A 16,770-nucleotide genomic window follows, 5' to 3' on the forward strand; every position below is an offset into this window, starting at 1 on the left:
CGCGGGCCAACGCTGTCGTGACGCAGGACAGAAGTCAGCAGCCCGAGAAACCGCTGAAGGAGGGCCATAGGGGAAACCTGCTCTGCTAAGGAACGTAAACTACTGTAACGATTCTGAATGGTCTGCAGCAAGACGAAGCCGGAGCGTCGCCACTCCCGCTAGGAGAGGAGATCCCCTAAGGTTTGCCGGAGCAGTTCCCAAGGGGTACTGGCGCGGCTTTCCTGGCCAGCGATCCCTGTCTTCGTTCGCTTCTTGCGACTGCAGTCCGAAGTCCCCGTTCTGGCACAGCACCTGCTGCCGCAAGGAGCTCTTCTAGCGCTTCCGGCGTCGAGAGCAGATCCTGCGCCGTCTTTGGGCTAGGGCCCTCGACCCTCCACTGCCCTACCGTCCTAGACCGGAGTGGAGCTGCGGTTCAAACTTTCCGGTAAGAGAGCAGGAGGGCTCCATCTGCAAACTGAGATCCGACTCTTCCACCAGCAGGGGCACGCGCTCGGCCACTTCCAGGCCAAATCCCCTCAAGCCGCTGATGTGGCGGGAGGTGTTGCTGATAAGACGCATCTTTCGCACCCCCACATCCCGCAAAATCTGGGCGCCAATGCCGTAATCGCGCAGGTCCATTGCCCCTGCTGGCACCGTCTCGGCAAGACCTAGATCCTGCCGGGCATAGGACTGAATTTGCTCGATGAGGCTAAGCTCTGGGCGCCGCAGGTACACCAGCACCCCCTTGCCCTGGTGGTCGATCATCTTCAGGGCAGCAGTCAGTTGGCGACGACAGTCGCAGCGCAGGGATCCCAATGCATCCCCCAGGGGGCACTCCGCTTGCACGCGCACCAGGACAGGCTCGGCGGCAAATTGGGTCGGATCCCCTTTCACGAGTGCTAAGTGTTCTACCTGGTTGAGGGTGTCGCGGTAGCCGTAGACCTGAAACTGGCCAAACTCCGTCGGCAGGGTGGCGGTAGCCCCACGATGGACCAACCGCTCCGTGCGCAGCCGGTACTCGATGAGATGGGCAATGGTGATGATCTTAAGATTGTGCTTGCGAGCAAACTCAACCAACTGGGGCAAGCGAGCCATGGAGCCATCCGGGTTTTGGATCTCGCAGAGCACGCCTGCCGGGTAAAGCCCTGCCAATAAGGCCAAATCCACCGCTGCTTCGGTGTGCCCGGCCCGCTTGAGCACCCCACCTTCTCTTGCCCGCAAGGGAAAGACATGCCCCGGTCGGCGCAGGTCTTCCGGCCGCGTATGGGGATGGATGGCCGCCTGGATGGTACGAGCGCGATCGGCAGCGGAAATGCCCGTGGAAACCCCTAACTCTGGCCCGGCATCGATGCTGACCGTAAAGGCAGTCTGGTTGCTGTCAGTGTTCTGCCCCACCATCAGCGGGATCTTCAGCTCGTCGAGGCGGGATCCCTGCATGGCTAGACAGATAAGACCCCGCCCATGGGTGGCCATGAAGTTGATCACCTCTGGCGTGGCAAACTGGGCAGCACAGATGAGATCCCCTTCGTTTTCCCGATTCTCGTCATCGACCACGATGACCATGCGGCCACCCCTAAGGTCTTCCAGGGCTTCGGGGATGGAGTGGAAGAGGGTTTCCGTCTCCGCTGGCAAGATGGCGCTCATGGGGGTAATAAAGAGCCCTCCAGTCTATCCTAGGGCGGACCACCAGGGAGGGCCAGAGCTATGGACTACTAGTATTTGGGAATGGAGGGATCGTAGGCTTCAGCCCAGGCGAGGATACCACCGCGCAGGTTTTTCCCCTCGATCCCGGCTGCCTTCAGGATCTTCAAGGCTTTGGCCGAGCGCACCCCACTTTTGCAGTGGACGACTAGCTCTGAGCCGTTGAGAAGCCGCCGCACCTGCTCCACTCCGTCCCCGTTTTCAATCTGGGGCAACGGGATCAAGTGGGCACCCGGAATCCGGCCCAGCTCCCACTCGTTGGGATTGCGCACATCGACAAGCACAAACTCCTTGCCGGCATCCATCCATGCTTTCAGCTCGTCCACCGTGATCTCGGGGATTTCTGCCTGTTCTCCAGCCCGCGCTTGCGGGATGCCGCAGAACTGCTCGTAGTCGATGAGCCGGGTAATGGGCGGGGTGTCAGGATTCTTGCGCAGCTTTAGCTCGCGGAAGCTCATCTTCAGGGCATCGTAAAGGAGCAGCCGCCCGCTTAGCGTCGTGCCGATGCCCAGCAGGATTTTCACGGTCTCAGTTGCCTGGATGAGGCCGATGATGCCAGGGAGAATCCCCAACACCCCCCCCTCGGCACAGGAGGGCACCAAGCCTGGCGGGGGTGGCTCGGGGTAGAGGTCGCGGTAGTTGGGACCGCCCTCGTAGTTGAAAACCGTTGCCTGCCCCTCGAAACGGAAGATGGAGCCGTAGACGTTGGGCTTGCCCGTTAAAACACAGGCATCGTTGACCAGGTAGCGGGTGGGGAAATTGTCAGTGCCATCGACAATCACGTCGTAGTTGGCAAACAGCTCTAGGGCATTGTCAGCCTTCAGGGCGGTGTTGTAGACATCCACCTGGCAGTAGGGGTTGATCTCCAGGATGCGGTTTTTGGCCGATTCCACCTTGGGCTTGCCCACCCAGGAGGTGCCGTGGATGACCTGCCGCTGCAGGTTGGACACGTCAACCACATCAAAGTCAACAATGCCAATCCGCCCCACGCCGGCTGCGGCCAAGTAAAGCAGCAGGGGCGAGCCAAGGCCGCCTGTGCCAATGCACAACACCTTGCCCGCCTTTAGCCGCTTCTGCCCTTCCAGGCCCACCTCCGGCAGGATCAAATGGCGGGAAAATCGCTCCATCTCCTCGCGGGAGAGCGTGACTTGGCTGGTGTCTAGGTTCAACATGGTCACCACCCTCCGGCAATGGCAGGAACAATGCTAATGACAGCCTCTTCGCCTACAGGGGTGTCATCGCCCTGGGCCAAGTTGCGCACGTCCTCGTCATTGAGGTAGACGTTGACGAAGTTGCGCAGCTTGCCATCCTCCGTGTAGAGGTGCCGCTTGAGCTCACTGTAGCGGGTAACTAGGTTGCGCATCACCTCGCCAACGCTGCTACCTTCGATTTCGACCGCTTCCAGGTTGTCGGTGTAAGGCCGCAAGGGGGCAGGGATCAAGATCTTGGTTGCCATAGGGGTTCGGGAAAAGAGTCTAGCGATCTTGAGGGAACACTTGAGGCTCTGGGATCCTCTGGCCAACTCTCCAGTCCAGACTACCGCTTTGCTCCCCAGCCAAAGAGAGGCTTAGAGCAAGGCAGGGGATGCCTCCGCCCAAACCTGGATGGGCTCCCGCTGCGGTTGTTCCTGCTCGTCCAAAACCCAGCTGGCCACCTCTTCTGCCTTGCCCTCGCGCACGCTGACGATCACGCAGGAAAAGCCCCAGGGGAAGGCATGCTGCCGGTCGAACTCGGAGGGGAGGGCAGGGTGGTTGGGATGGGAATGGTAGGTGCCTAGGATCCCTAGGCCCTTGCCACGAGCATAGTCGCTGGCTCGCTTGAAGTCAGCTGGCTCGATCAAGAAACGACGGCGGCTGGACTCCCCATCCGCCAAGGGGTTTTCAGCCTGATCCCAGCTGTTGGCCACCGGCCAAAGCTCGTGGACGAGCTTGTCAGATCCGTTGAGCTCGCCAATTAAAATGCCGCAGCCCTCGTAGGGGAAGGCCTGTTCGCCGTGTTGGCGGATGGCGTGGAGGTGCTCTGCCGAAAGGTAGAGGGCCATGAATCCCGCCTTTGCCGATGGAATTATCGTCCTTTATTCTGGCACAAATGGGCCCGGGCGTATCCTCCCCCCTCTGCTTGCGCCAGCGGTGTAGAGCACGGAAAACGCCGCTTGTCGCGCCCTGGGGTTATCCTGCAGCTACTCCGAGCCGCTGTGGCGGGAGGCCGGCGCTGGAGGGATAAGAGGCAGGTAGTGGGGGCAGCCCTGACAGGGCCCCTGGGGATTGACCGCGCAGCGCAACCATGCCGAGCGAGCGCTAAAGGCACAGGAGGGATCCCCTAGCGGTTGGCCAAACTCTCCAGCACGCTGGCGGCGCAGCAATACCACTTGTCGGCGCCAGTCCCGCAAAAATCGGCTATAGGCGTGTTCTTGCCAGCGGCGCTTGGCTGCATGTTGTAAGAGTTGGGCGGTGAGGTGATCCACCATAAAAGGCCAAAAGGCGAGGAGTTGTGTTGGATTGGCCTGGATCCTCAGGATGGCACACCTTAGTAAGGGGAGGGAAAAATTGCAAACTCTCTTTGCCCTGGGGATAAGCTGCCTATGATGGTATGGGGCAAGCTAGCTTTGATTTTAGGAAGTTGCAGCAAGCCCAAGCCGCTAGGAGATCCCGGCAAGCTGGCTTCTGAGAGGAGTATCGAGGTTGTGATGAAAGGCGCCTGCGGCTCAGAGCAATGGCAAAACCCAAAAGCCATCTCTGAAAGTCTTCCCCCCTCTCCTCCGGATTACCTAATCCGAGGTACGGCGGCAGAAGACAACATTCGCGTGGTGAGCGTTGTTTCCACTCAGGCAGTCCAGGAAGCGCGGGAGCGGCACCAGCTCTCCTATGTAGCAACAGTGGCGCTGGGGCGAGCCATGAGTGCAGCTCTACTGCTGGCGGCTGACCTGAAGGAACCCCAAGCCCGGATTGGCCTGCAAATTAGGGGCAATGGCCCCCTTGGTGGCATTCACGTCGATGCCGGCGTGGACGGTACAGTGCGCGGCTACGTGAGCAACCCGGCTATTGAACTTCCCCTCACCCCTGAGGGCAAGTTGGATGTGGGCCAGGCGGTTGGGCGCTACGGCTATTTGCACGTCGTGCGGGACTTAGGCTACGGCCAGCCCTACACCAGCACTGTAGAGCTGGTTTCAGGAGAAGTGGGAGATGACGTCAGCTACTACCTCACTTCCTCTGAGCAGATCCCCTCAGCGGTTCTGCTGGGGGTGAGCCTCGATTCCCAGCGAGTCCGTGCTGCCGGTGGAGTGCTGGTGCAGCTCCTGCCAGGCGCGCCGGCCAACTTGATCTCGGAGATAGAGTCTCGGCTAAGCCAGGTGGAGGAATTCACCCCCCAACTGGCCCGCGGTAAAGCTTTGCAGGAGCTGCTAGAAATTTGGCTAGGTGACTTAGATCTCAAGCTAGCGCCGGAGGTGCTCCCTGTGCGCTTCCATTGCCCTTGCAGTTCCGAGCGGGTGAAGGGGGCGCTGCGCATGCTAGAGCGGGATGAGCTCCTGGAGATGATCCAAACCGATGGGGGGGCGGAGGTGGTTTGCCAATTCTGCAACAAGGTCTACCGCCTTTCCGAAGACGAGCTGCGCTCGATTGTGGCTGAGATGTCGGCAAGCCAGTAAGGATTGAGTTTGTCGACAAATCTTGGTGGACAAGCTTTCATCCTTGTCCTAGATTACTTACCAGGCCGATGGCAAGAGCCAATCTCGTGGGCGGGTCAAAGGCTCAATTAGGTGGGAGGCCAAAAGCGGCAACAGTGGCTTAAAGTCCCCCCTTGCCCAGGGCTCAACACAAGAGTTGCTAGAGAAAGAATCCCTACTTTTTTTCCGATGTCTCCCCTTACTCCTGAGCTCTCGGTTGTCATCCCCTGCAAAAATGAGGCAGACAACCTAGAGTCCCTGTTTGAGCGCTTGCAGCTCACCTTGGATCCCCTGGGGATCCCCTACGAGGTTATCTGTGTCAACGACGGCAGCCAGGACGACACCCTAGAAAAGCTCATTGCTTTCCATCGCCGCGATCCTCGCATCAAGGTGGTCAACCTTTCCCGCTGTTTTGGCAAGGAGATTGCCCTCACGGCGGGTCTGGATTATGCCTCCGGCAGGGCTGTTGTTCCCATCGACGCTGACCTGCAAGACCCACCCGAGCTGATCCCCCAGATGCTGCAGCTATGGCGGCAAGGGTACCAGGTGGTCTACGCTGTGCGCCGCAGTCGCCAAGGGGAAAGCTGGCTAAAACGCCTAACGGCCAACGGGTTTTACTGGGTGATCGAGCAGCTGAGCCAGGTGCCGATCCCGCGCAATACGGGGGATTTTCGCCTCTTGGATCGGCAGGTGGTGGAAGCTATCAAGCAACTGCGGGAGCGCACCCGCTTCATGAAGGGGATCTTCGCCTGGGTGGGCTACCGCCAGGTGGCCATTTTTTACGACCGCGCCCCCCGTTTTCGCGGCAAAAGCCAGTGGAATTACTGGCGGCTGTGGAACCTAGCCATAGAAGGCATCACCTCTTTTAGCTCCTGGCCGCTGCGGGTGTGGAGCTATCTGGGCCTGGGGATCTCGCTAGCCGCTCTGCTGTATGGCCTTTTCCTCGTCGTCCGTACCTTGCTGTTTGGATCCGACGTGCCTGGCTACGCCTCTTTGGCCGTGATGATCTTGTTTTTGGGCGGGATCCAGTTGATTAGCCTAGGCGTGATTGGAGAGTACTTGGGCCGCGTTTTTGAAGAGGTCAAGGGCCGCCCTTTGTACCTAGTCAATGGCACCTTTGGGCTGGAGAGCTCCCCCCCTTTGCCTGCAGCAGAGTCCCAATCCATCTACAGCTCCAGCTCGCTGCCTAGCCAATAGGAGGAGCCCTCACTCTTTTAGAGCAGTGCGCCTAGAGGCCGCATATTGTCGGTACTCGCGCACAAAGATCTCCTGCACTTCCTTTTGGGAGAGCTGGATCCCTCGAATTTCAGCGCGAGCAATGGCTTTCATCAGCTCAATGTAAGCCAAGCCCAGGGAAAGGGTGAGGGTGGCTGCTGTGGTGGATTGGATAATGCCGCCTGCAAGGGATCCCGCGCCAGGAATCATCTTTAGCAAGTTGGAGACAATCGCCCGCCCAGTGACCACTGCGCCCCCAATGCCCGCCAGACTCGCTATCAGAGAGTAGTAAAAAGAAGGAGAAGCTTTGTAGCCAAAGATAAAGCTAATATTGGCAATCATGCCCACTTGTGACGCTACCAGTAGAGGGGCATCCGCAAAAGGAAGGGGTGCGGCCCCGATGAACGCTGCGCTAGCCACATAGGCCGACACATACTTAAAAGCAGCATCAGCTTTGAGATCTACCCGCAACAACTGCTGCCGGATGAAAGCAAGGCGAGCGGCTTCCGGCAGTAGCTCCGACGTACAGCCAATCAGGTGCTCCAGCCCATGGGCGGGTATGGTGAGGTGTCGGTTAATGACCTTGTCTCGGGCCAAAACAGGAACGATGTAGCGAACGGGCAGATTTTGGCGCTGCAAGTACTGGAAAAACTCGCTCTCTTCGGGATTTGGGTATTCCAGACATTGGGTCAAGACCAGGATGACTGGCACATCTTTGAGTTCTAACTCTCTTAGCCACTCGCGCTCGGTTTCCTCCAGCCGCTTTAGCTCGTGGTGGATGCAATACCAAACAATGTGAATGTGATGTTTGGGATCCTTAAAGCGCAGCTCGTCGATGAGTTGGGCCACCTCGAGACGGATTTGGGTATTTTGTTCTCCCGCCAATTCCATGCCAGGTGTATCGTAGATGGTAATTGGGCAACCCTGCTTCGAGTACTTGCGAATGTGGCGGGTAACAGGGCTGCCAACTCCAGTGCGGGCCAGCTCGTCTTTAAACACCGCGTTAACTAAAGTGCTTTTGCCCACCCCGCTTTTGCCAATCACCAGGACGTTGCAATGGCCCATTTCGGCCTCCGCCTCTAGCAGGCTCTCTTGGAGCAGGTAGCCGGCCCAACCTTCTGGGTTCCCCTCTTGCCCCCGAGCACGCGCAACAGCCCGCTGGGTCACGTGAATAAGTCTTTCAATCCAGGAGGGCATTCTCGCCTCTGTCTGCGACATGATCTTTCCCCAGTGAGGGTCGGTACGGGATCCCTAATCCAGTGTGCCATCCTCTCCCCCACAGTTTCCGCCCCTGGCGCTTGTTCAAGAAGCTTTATTGAGAGCTATTCACAAGAGCTACTGGTTTGCCCTATGCTGGGGAAAAGTCAACACCAAAAACCCCTGCGTCGACTCAATCAACTCCGTTGGGTAGTCTGGGTAGATAGCTGTATCCTCACTTTGGAGAACCCTGCCCTATGTCTGAAACCTCAACCTTGCGTCAGGCCTTCAACACCGTCTGCAACAACGCTGTCCTGCTCGGCCCGGAGGTCACCCAGCCAATCTGCGAGGGGATGAACGCCCTTCTGGCCAGCTTCCAAGGGCTGTACTTGCAATACCAAAAGCACCACTTTGTGGTGGAGGGCACTGAGTTCTACCCCCTACACCAACTGTTCAAGGATCACTGCGAGCAGGTGAGGGAACACGTCCACGACCTGGGAGAGCGCCTCGCAGGTTTGGGGGGTGTGCCAGTGGCTACCTTTAGCAGCTTGGCCAAGCTCTGCTGCTTTACCCCTGAGCCCGATGGCGCTTTCGAGGCCCGGCAAATGTTGAAGAACGATCTGGCTGCGGAGCAGGCCATCATCGATCTGCTGCGGCGCCAGGCTGCTCAGGCGGAGAGCTTAGGGGATCGCGCCACCCGCTACCTCTACGAGCAGATCTTGCTGAAGACGGAGGATCGGGCCTTTCACCTCAATCACTTCCTGGCCAATGACAGCCTAGTGTTTGGCTTGATGGACGCCAGAGCCTAGCCCAGATCCAGAGCAGGCTTGCCGGTCAAGGGGGCCTGCTGCTTGCAGGCAGACCTCATTTTTGCAACGTCTTGTTGAAGACTTATATCACTATTGCCTAGCTGCATTTAGACTTATTTGCCGAGGCTTTGCTTCTGGCCATGAACCCCCTGTCCTATGAAAGTGGCTATTGCTTGCAGATCCCGCTAGGGGAGCGCTGGCGCATTCGGCGGCGGCTGGCGGAGTTGGGGATCCCAGCAACCTGTACGGGAGAGGGCTATTTGCAGGTGCAGGTGGACTCGCCTTTGGCTGTGGTGCAGGTGCGAAGTGTGATCCGCCAATACACGGCGCGGCGGCAGGAGTTGTTGGACAGCCTAGAGGCTTGTTGGCGCCTCAACGCAGAGGCTGGCGGACAAGATGAGCAAGTTTGCTAAGCAAAGGATCCCGTTTGAGGTAGAGGGCCAGTTCCTGGGATTTCTTCCCGACAAGGATGGCAAGCTCAAGTACTTGCACTGGCAGGCCGAAGCAGAAGTGTTTGTCGGCAAGATCCCCAAGCCGCTGCGTTCCGCCCTCTACCGTACCCTCAAGCCAGGGGATAGGGTGCAGATTGCGGGGGAGCGGGAAGTCGATCTGCTCAAGGAGCGGGAGAAATGGGTGCTCTACCGCGTGGTTCCGCTCGGGGAGAGGGCAGGGTGTATAGCTTCCGGGGCCGAGGCAGATCCTGAGCCGGGTGCTCCAAAGGCTAAAGGTAAGGTGCTGGTCTGCCAAAAATCCAACTGTTATCGGCGTGGAGCTGGAGCGGTTATGCAGGCCCTAGACTTCCATTTAGCTGCCTACTCCGGCTCAATTTGCGTGCAGGGGGTGGGCTGTCTGAAAGATTGCCAGCGGGGCCCAAACGTGGTGTTCCTGCCCGACAAAGTTCGCTACAGCGGTGTTTCTCCGCAAGCTGTCCCTGCCTTGCTAGAGCGGCACTTTCCGCTAGTTCAGCAGGCTGACCAAAGCCAGGCTGCTGCAAGCCAAGGCGCACAGCCCGAAGAGCGCAAGCGGGCCTCGGCGCTGTACTGGTAGTCCCCGTTCGCAACAGCGGCAAGTTCATTTGCCTAGGAGTACGTTGAGCGAGGAGGTCATGCTCCCGCTACCCGAATCCGGCAGCCCTAAAAGCCCATCAAGCGGGCCACAGCAGCCAAGTCGGGAAGAACCCCCGCGTGGATGGGAGCAGATCCCTGTTGGGCGGCCGTGTCGGGATCCTTAAGGCCGTTGCCGGTGAGCACGCACACCACCTGGGCGCCGGCAGGCACCTGATCCCGCCATTTCAGCAATCCCGCCACTGCAGCGGCACTGGCCGGCTCGCAGAAGATCCCTTCCTCTCTTGCCAACAGATGATAGGCGGCCAAGATCTCCTCGTCAGTTACACTGTCCACCCGGCCACCGCTGACTTGGACGGCCGCCTTGGCCTTCGCCCAACTGGCAGGGTTGCCAATGCGGATGGCCGTGGCCACCGTTTCTGGGTGCTCCACGACACGGTTGAGGACGATGGGGGCGGCGCCAGCAGCCTCAAAGCCGTAGAGCCGTGGGCGACGGCTGGCCTTGCCTCGCTGGTAGTAGTGGCAAAAGCCCATCCAATAGGCGGTGATGTTGCCGGCGTTGCCCACCGGAATACAGAGCCAATCGGGGGCATCTCCCAAGGCATCCACCACCTCAAAGGCGGCAGTTTTCTGCCCCTCCAGCCGAAAGCGGTTGACAGAATTGACCAGTGCCACCGGGTAGGCTTCCGCCAGTTGCCGCACCATGGCCAGTGCCTGGTCAAAGTTGCCCCGAATGGCAATGATCTCCGCCCCATACATCAGGGTTTGGGCCAGCTTGCCCTTGGCCACATAGCCATCAGGGATCAGCACGTAGGCCCGCAAGCCCCCTTTGGCTGCATAGGCAGCGGCTGCTGCCGAGGTATTGCCGGTGCTGGCACAGATGATGGCCTCTGCCCCCGCCTCTTTGGCTTTGGACACCGCCAGGGTCATGCCCCGATCCTTGAAGCTGCCCGTGGGATTGAGGCCTTCCAGCTTCAAGTAAACCTGGCAGTCTCGCCCCAGCCGTCGGCTCAGCGCAGGAGCAGGGATCAAAGGGGTATTGCCCTCATGCAGCGTCACTACGGGGGTGTTGGGACTGACGGGGAGCCACTCCCGGTAATGCTCGATAACGCCGGGCCAGAGACCCACTTGGGCGCGGGATCCGGCCCTGGGCAGGGAATAGGTGGGATTGAGGGTAACCATGCTGCGGACAAGGCCAGCTCTCTAACTTTAACTGTTCGGAAGACCGTTGTAGCGGCTTGGCCAGCTCTCGGCTAAGGACCCAGGGGATCTGGCGGCCGGAGGGCCAGGGCCTGGACCAGCGCGTGCAGCTTGAGGCGGATCTCAGCCACCTCCTGCTCGGGCTTGGAGTCGGCTACGATGCCAGCGCCAGCATACAGGCGGGCCCGCTTTCCCTCAATCAGGGCTGAGCGGATCCCGACCACCAACTCGCCATTGCCCTGTAAGTCCACCCAGCCCAAGGGGGCGGCATAGCTTGCCCGATCAAAGGGCTCTAGCTGCGCTAGCCACTGCAGCGCTGCCTGCTGGGGATAGCCTCCTACAGCGGCAGTGGGGTGGAGTTGGGCCAACAGGTCGAACAGGTGAACGTGGTCGGGAAGTTTCGCTTCGATAACAGTTTGCAGGTGCTGGATGTGGGCCAAACGGCGCAGCCGTGGCTGAGGGGAGATCCAGGGATCCATCCCCAGCCAGCCCAGAGCCTCCTGAATTGAGCGCACCACCCACTGGTGTTCGCGGCGGTTTTTGGGGCTGCGGAGCAGCTCCTCGGCCAAGCGGCAATCCTGGGGCCCGGTAGAGCCGCGGGCAACCGAGCCTGCCAAGGCATCGATCTGCACCCGGCCTTGCCACACCGAAAGCAGTCGCTCTGGGCTGGCTCCCAAAAAGACTTGGGGAGGCAAATCCCCCTTGCTTTCTGAGGCAAAGGCAAAGACGCTGCAGTCGGGATGATAGGCCTCCAGGTAGGCCAGCAGCGAAGGGATGGCGGGGGGAGAGGGCAACGCCAGGTCTACCGCTTCCGCCAGCACCACTTTCTCAAGGGATCCCGCCCGAATGACTTGCAGGGCCTTTTCAATTCGCGCCAAGAGGGCCTCTTCTGCCAGGGCCACCTCCAGAGGGGGCTGGGGCCTCCAGGCGGGCAAGGGGGCCTGGGCAAGGCGCTGCATGTGGGCAAAAAAGGCGGCGATCTGGCCAGCTAAGGCTGCCAAGTCGCTGTCGGGGCCAATTTCTAGGTTGAGCCGCGCCACCGTCAACTTCCCCTGCACCTGCCATAGCTGCCAGCGCGGCAGAACCAGCGCTGCTCCGCCGCCACTGTGGGGGGCAAAGCCAAAACGGCAGAAGCACAGGAGGCGCTCCTGGGGGCTACTTAGAGCCGGAGCGGTGTGAACATGAGGCTGCAGGGCTTGCACAAAGTCTCGCGCCACCTGGAATCGCTTCTCTCCAGCAAGATCAGCCCGCCGCAGGGATCCCCACCCCAGCACTTGCACCCGTTCCCCCTGCACCGTGTGGGCAAAGTAGCAATAGCTAGGAAGGTGCTGGAGAGGAAGCAAGCTCAACTCTTGGGCCAGGGCCGCCAGGGGATTGAGCCCGGGGAAGGGCCAGGCCAAGCTGAGAATCTGAGGAACCCCCGTTGCCCGCGCTAGCTGTTGGCAGGCTTCTAGGAGGGGCTTTTCCTTCTCTGGCCAAGCAGCAGGGCTTAGCGGCGGCCGCCCGGCTCTTGCCGCGCCGTGGACATTCCAGGGGAAAAGAGAGGAAGTCATGCGCAAAAAAGAGGGGGATAATCTCACCTTGGCCGAAAACAAGACAAGCGTCGATAGAGACTTGGCAGGGCGCTTGAACCTACGGTTCGCTTCCGCGAACAAGACAAGGAGAGGAGCCAGGGGCGAAACTTGAGGAGCTTCTTCACAGATTGCAAAGTTCCTTAGATCTTTGGAGATGGGAACAGGAGCCCCCTAACCTAACAAGTACGGGACCAAGCCAATACCACCATGCCTGCCCAGCCGCAGCCGCCTAAGACAAATCCAAAGGCTAGCCAAGGCCAGCTTGGGGAAGAGAGCAGCCGCGATGCTTCCTTGCGGCGACAGCTGTGGATGGCTGCCCTCAAGCCCCCCATCTACAGCGTGGCCATCATGCCCATTTGGGTGGGATCCGCCATCGCCTACACCCAGGTGGGGGAAATGGACGTGGAGATTTTGCTGGTGTTTCTGGGGGCGGCCGTTTGCCTCCTGGCTTGGGTCAACCTCAGCAATGACGTGTTCGATGCCCAGACAGGAGTGGACAAAAACAAGCTCCACTCGCTAGTCAACCTGACGGGCAAGCCGGCGCAGGTGTTCTGGGTCGGCAACGCCTTTCTGGCCCTAGGGCTAGCCGGGATCCTCTGGCTGAGCTGGAGGCAGGGGGATCCCACGGTGTTGCTGTTGGTGCTGCTGGCCTGCGGGCTAGGCTACGCCTACCAGGGGCCGCCGCTGCGCCTGGGCTACCAAGGGCTTGGGGAGATCCTCTGCTTTTTGAGCTTTGGGCCACTGGCGGTTTTGGCTGCCCACTACAGCCAAAGTCGGACTTGGTCGCTGCCGGCCTTGGCAGCCTCGCTGGTGGTGGGAATGGCAACCAGCTTGATCTTGTTTTGCTCCCATTTCCATCAAGTGGAAGATGATCGCGCTGCCGGCAAGCGCTCGCCAGTGGTTCGCCTGGGCACCCGCCGCTCCGCCCGCCTCGTCCCCTGGATCTGCGGCAGTGTTTTTGGCCTGCTGCTGCTGTTTGTGGGGCTGGGGATTTTCCCAGCTTGGACGCTTCTGGGTTGTGCCGGGATCCCGTCTGCCGTGCGGCTTTCCCGGCTGCTGGGCACCTATCACAATCAGCCGCAGCGGATTAGTCATTCCAAGTTCATTGCTGTTGGCCTCCACTTTTGGCTGGGGCTGTTTCTGGGGCTGGGCTTTATCCTCAGCCGCTTGGGTTAGTTAAGGGGAAGACGGGGGTTGTGATCTAGATCCTCCTGCTGCTGGCAAACTGCGCTAAGCTACAGCCTAACTGCCGGGTTGAGGAGCTGGGGATCAAAGCGGAGAAGTCGTAAGGATGCGGCAATTTTTCCATTCCAATCTAGGGGTAGCGCTCTTGGGGAGCGGGCTCTTGGCGGCCTTGGTTGCCTGGGCCTTGGCTCTTGAAATTGAAGCAGTGAAAGTGGAGCCTTCTCCCCCAGATCAGCCTCTTTCAGTCAGCCGCAAGGTGGACATTGTCGGACAGCAGGGGGGACGTCGTCGTTGGCGACTCATCGCCGAACAGGTAAAGCTGGCTGCCGGGCAACAGGTGTTCGAGCAGGGAGCGCGGGGCTACTTCTATGGAGACGGTGTCGATGCCGGGGAAGGCGCGCCGAGTCCGTTTTTTGCCAGCAGCAAGCAGGTGACTTGGCGGGCCAAGCGAGCCCGCTACGATGCCACTGCCGACGAGCTGTACCTGGAGGAAGAAGTGGAGGTTAGAAGTGACGACGGCAGCTTGCTCCTGACTAGCGCCTTGAGGATTACCCCTGCAGAGCGCATAGAAGTGCCAGCAGCGTTTACCGTCAAAGGGCAAGAAATGGTGCTGCAAGGCCGCTCCGGCTCGTTTAACTTTCCCTTTGCCCTCCTCAGGGCCGAGCAGGGCAAGCTCGTTGTCCTGCCGGGGGATGGCCTGGACGGCGCCACCTCCACCACCATTACCGCTGACCAGCTCACCTACGACCGCACCCAGCAGGTGGCCGAGGGGAAGGGCAACCTGCGCATCCGCGAAGGGGGTCTTGAGATTCGCGCTCCCCAAGGCACTTACCTACGCCAACAGGCGCAAAGCATTCTCTCGGGTGGCGTGGTGTTGCAGGAGGTGGCTGCTAAAAGCAGCCGGGATCCCCTCCTAGCCGACCTGCGCTTGGCCCAGGCTGCTCCCGCTTCCGCGGCAACTCCAAACCCCCAGAACCAGGAAGTTACCATCATTGCCGACCGCCTCACCTACGACCGCAACACGCAAGTTGCCCGCGGGGAAGGCAACCTGGAAGTTCAACAGGGGGAAACCACCATCCAGGCAGCTCAGGGCATCTACCGCCGTCGCGAGTCCCAAAGCCTGTTGACAGGGGGAGTTACCCTGCGCGAGCCTGGGCGGGTGCTCACGGCTGCTCGTTTGGAGGGCAACCACCGCGACAAGATCTTCGTCTTTGAAGAGAATGTGCTCTACCGGCAGATGGCCACCTCCACGCCGGCTGGCGGCAGCGGATCCCTGACGGAGGAGCTGCGCCAGGCTGAAACGGAGGTGCGGGCTGCCCGCCTGGTTTACAACTCCCGCACCGGCACCTCGGAGTTCAGTGGGGCCGTCGAGTTTATCCAGCGGGGGCGGAAAGCCAAGGCCAACCAGGCCATCATCACCCCTGAGAAGGTGGAGCTGCGGGGAGAGGTGGTGATCGAGCAGATCGAGGGAGACTGGCTGGCGCGGCGCCTCCAAAACCCCCAGACTCAAGCGGATGTGGATCAACCGACGGTGATCTACGCCAACCACGTGGAAATTGAGCAAGCCAGCGGCAACGCCCGTTTCTTTGGTCAGGTGGTCATTGTGCAAGCCAACCGCGCTGTCGAAGGGGATCGGGCGGAGTACTCCGACCAAGAGCAGATTTTCAGAATTACCGCTGAGCGGGCTCCTGTTCTGCTTTGCGATCGCGGCGAGCTCAATCCAATTCCCCGCAAAACGACCGAGGGGCTGCCCGGCCGCGATGCTCTGGATCACCTGTGCCGAGGCGCCAACCGCCTCAGCGGCAAGCTGGTCACCCTGAATATAAAGCAGGATGAGTACACCGTCGAAGGGGACGGAGAGCGGCAGGGGATGGTTCAATTTCGCCTCACCGATGCCCTCTGAAGGGATCCAGCCCTTGCCTTCCGTCGTCTATGCCGGCTGGGGCGGCCAAAGTTGCACTCCAGTCTGAGGTGGTCAAGGCAAATGTCCACCCAATTGACCAAGGGTAAACGGCGCAAAGCTACTGCGGGGGAGGGGAGCTTTTGGGGATCCCTGAGGCTTGGAGGCTTTTTTTTGGAGTTTTATCTTTTTAAGGAGATGATCCGCCCCTTCTTCCTGGGAGTGGCGGGGGGCGCAGTGATGATGCTGGGCAACCAGCTTTTTATCTATGCCGATTTGCTGGTGAAAAAAGGAGCTCCCCCTCTAACAATTTTGCACATTCTCCTCCTCAACTTGCCCGCTATTTTGGTGGTTACCTTTCCCATTGCTGCCCTCTTTGCCACCCTGCTTACCCTGGGCAGGATGGGAGCTGATAGCGAGATGACGGCGCTGCGGGCGGCTGGGATCCCCTACCGCAAAGTGTTAATTCCCCTGCTCGGCATTGGCCTGCTGATTAGCGGCCTAGCGCTCTTTACCCATGAGGTGATTGTGCCCCAGACCAACCAAAAGGTGAAGACCCTCAACACCAACCTCATCCTGGCCCAGGATGCTCTTCCCTTCAACCCCGGAGAGGTGGTCCGGGTGGACAGCGACCTCTGGTTTCACGTTGGCTCGATGGACCCAAAGACAGGCTTGATGCAGGACTTGTTGATTTTGGATCGCAAGGCTGAGACGGGCCATCTGCGCTACCCGCAAGTGATCTCAGCCCAAAGGGCCCAACGGGTGGGCCAGGTGTGGCATTTGCAAGGGGTGGTGATCCGTCGCTATGACGAGCAGGGGCGCACCTACTACGAAGGCCACGTGGCAGAGATGGAGCTCAACATTGTCAACCAGTTGGTGGGCCTGGTGTATGCCGAAAGAGTGCCCCAGGAGCAACGGGCAGCAGAGCTGTGGGAGCAATGTCAGCGATACCGGAAGGAGCAACGTCCTGCTGCCGATGTGGCCCGCTGCCTGACGGAATACCACCTCAAGTTCGCCATTCCTTTGGCCAGCTTTTTTGCCATCTTGGTAGCGGCGCCCCTGGGCTTGCAGACGGTGCGGCAGACTGGCCGCTACGGCAGTGTGGCGCTAGCGATTGTTCTGGTGTTTGTTTACTATGTACTGATGAGCCTGGGACGTGCGATGGGTCGAGTTGGGTATATCGATCCCTGGCTAGCTGCCTGGCTGCCGAACATGATTTTCGGTGGGGTGGGCCTCGGTCTGCTGTGGCGGTTTTTGCGGTGAGATCTGGTAGCTTCTTGCA

The 16,770-nt window shown here is 59.9% G+C and carries 15 protein-coding genes and 1 pseudogene; 8 read left to right on the plus strand and 8 right to left on the minus strand.

The window, feature by feature from the left end; translation table 11 throughout:
• Nucleotides 1-459: 459 nt before the first annotated feature.
• The 5 genes and pseudogenes from ribB to NW814_RS02815 all read right to left on the minus strand — a co-directional run.
• Nucleotides 460-1,623, minus strand: a pseudogene (ribB, locus tag NW814_RS02795) (3,4-dihydroxy-2-butanone-4-phosphate synthase); the annotation flags it as partial.
• A gap of 68 nt (nucleotides 1,624-1,691) precedes the next feature.
• Nucleotides 1,692-2,852: a molybdopterin-synthase adenylyltransferase MoeB gene (moeB, locus tag NW814_RS02800; protein ID WP_414405129.1), complete on the minus strand. Its 1,161-nt coding sequence runs from the start codon at nucleotides 2,850-2,852 to the stop codon at nucleotides 1,692-1,694.
• 2 nt (nucleotides 2,853-2,854) lie between these two features.
• A complete protein-coding gene (locus NW814_RS02805) occupies nucleotides 2,855-3,136 on the minus strand; it encodes a MoaD/ThiS family protein (protein ID WP_414395455.1) in 282 nt (93 codons plus the stop codon).
• Between the two features lie 111 nt (nucleotides 3,137-3,247).
• A complete protein-coding gene (locus NW814_RS02810) occupies nucleotides 3,248-3,721 on the minus strand; it encodes a M67 family metallopeptidase (protein WP_414405130.1) in 474 nt (157 codons plus the stop codon).
• A 138-nt stretch (nucleotides 3,722-3,859) separates the two neighbouring features.
• The gene (locus tag NW814_RS02815) at nucleotides 3,860-4,147 is read right to left on the minus strand and encodes a DUF6464 family protein (RefSeq protein ID WP_414395459.1); all 288 of its coding nucleotides are present in this window, start codon (nucleotides 4,145-4,147) and stop codon (nucleotides 3,860-3,862) included.
• Nucleotides 4,148-4,366: 219 nt separating this feature from the next.
• Between NW814_RS02815 and hslO the strand changes: the two genes are divergently transcribed.
• Together hslO and NW814_RS02825 are read left to right on the plus strand one after the other, a co-directional pair.
• The gene (gene hslO, locus NW814_RS02820) at nucleotides 4,367-5,326 is read left to right on the plus strand and encodes an Hsp33 family molecular chaperone HslO (protein WP_414405131.1); all 960 of its coding nucleotides are present in this window, start codon (nucleotides 4,367-4,369) and stop codon (nucleotides 5,324-5,326) included.
• Between the two features lie 207 nt (nucleotides 5,327-5,533).
• The gene (locus NW814_RS02825; protein WP_414405132.1) at nucleotides 5,534-6,541 is read left to right on the plus strand and encodes a glycosyltransferase family 2 protein; all 1,008 of its coding nucleotides are present in this window, start codon (nucleotides 5,534-5,536) and stop codon (nucleotides 6,539-6,541) included.
• Nucleotides 6,542-6,550: 9 nt separating this feature from the next.
• Here NW814_RS02825 and NW814_RS02830 read toward each other — a convergent pair whose 3' ends face one another.
• A complete protein-coding gene (locus tag NW814_RS02830; protein WP_414405133.1) occupies nucleotides 6,551-7,777 on the minus strand; it encodes a YcjF family protein in 1,227 nt (408 codons plus the stop codon).
• A gap of 236 nt (nucleotides 7,778-8,013) precedes the next feature.
• Here NW814_RS02830 and NW814_RS02835 point away from each other — a divergent pair, with 236 nt between their 5' ends.
• The 3 genes from NW814_RS02835 (at nucleotide 8,014) to NW814_RS02845 (ending at nucleotide 9,612) form a co-directional block, all read left to right on the plus strand.
• Nucleotides 8,014-8,565 carry a Dps family protein gene (locus NW814_RS02835; RefSeq protein WP_414405134.1) on the plus strand — a complete coding sequence of 184 codons (552 nt, stop codon included), beginning with the start codon at nucleotides 8,014-8,016 and terminating at the stop codon, nucleotides 8,563-8,565.
• A 140-nt stretch (nucleotides 8,566-8,705) separates the two neighbouring features.
• Nucleotides 8,706-8,978, plus strand: coding sequence for an Asr1405/Asl0597 family protein (locus NW814_RS02840; protein ID WP_414405135.1), 273 nt, complete (start codon nucleotides 8,706-8,708; stop codon nucleotides 8,976-8,978).
• Nucleotides 8,962-9,612 (plus strand): (2Fe-2S) ferredoxin domain-containing protein, encoded by a 651-nt coding sequence (locus NW814_RS02845; protein ID WP_414405136.1) that lies wholly within the window; start codon nucleotides 8,962-8,964, stop codon nucleotides 9,610-9,612. The genes NW814_RS02840 and NW814_RS02845 overlap by 17 nt, the downstream gene beginning before the upstream one ends.
• 86 nt (nucleotides 9,613-9,698) lie before the next feature.
• Here NW814_RS02845 and thrC read toward each other — a convergent pair whose 3' ends face one another.
• Both thrC and NW814_RS02855 read right to left on the minus strand, forming a co-directional pair.
• Entirely contained in the window at nucleotides 9,699-10,811 is a 1,113-nt protein-coding gene (gene thrC / locus NW814_RS02850) for a threonine synthase (RefSeq protein WP_414405137.1), read from the minus strand.
• A gap of 71 nt (nucleotides 10,812-10,882) precedes the next feature.
• Entirely contained in the window at nucleotides 10,883-12,382 is a 1,500-nt protein-coding gene (locus tag NW814_RS02855) for an isochorismate synthase (RefSeq protein ID WP_414405150.1), read from the minus strand.
• A 330-nt stretch (nucleotides 12,383-12,712) separates the two neighbouring features.
• Here NW814_RS02855 and menA point away from each other — a divergent pair, with 330 nt between their 5' ends.
• From menA to NW814_RS02870, 3 genes are all read left to right on the plus strand, one after another.
• Nucleotides 12,713-13,579 (plus strand): 2-carboxy-1,4-naphthoquinone phytyltransferase, encoded by an 867-nt coding sequence (gene menA / locus NW814_RS02860; RefSeq protein WP_414405151.1) that lies wholly within the window; start codon nucleotides 12,713-12,715, stop codon nucleotides 13,577-13,579.
• A 169-nt stretch (nucleotides 13,580-13,748) separates the two neighbouring features.
• The gene (locus NW814_RS02865; RefSeq protein WP_414405138.1) at nucleotides 13,749-15,491 is read left to right on the plus strand and encodes a hypothetical protein; all 1,743 of its coding nucleotides are present in this window, start codon (nucleotides 13,749-13,751) and stop codon (nucleotides 15,489-15,491) included.
• Nucleotides 15,492-15,572: 81 nt separating this feature from the next.
• On the plus strand, nucleotides 15,573-16,751 hold the full coding sequence (locus NW814_RS02870) for an LptF/LptG family permease (protein WP_414405139.1): 1,179 nt from the start codon (nucleotides 15,573-15,575) through the stop codon (nucleotides 16,749-16,751).
• Nucleotides 16,752-16,770: the final 19 nt, after the last annotated feature.

It is taken from the genome of Synechococcus sp. R65.1, from assembly GCF_047461755.1.
In the GTDB taxonomy this organism is placed as follows: Bacteria; Cyanobacteriota; Cyanobacteriia; order Thermostichales; family Thermostichaceae; genus Thermostichus.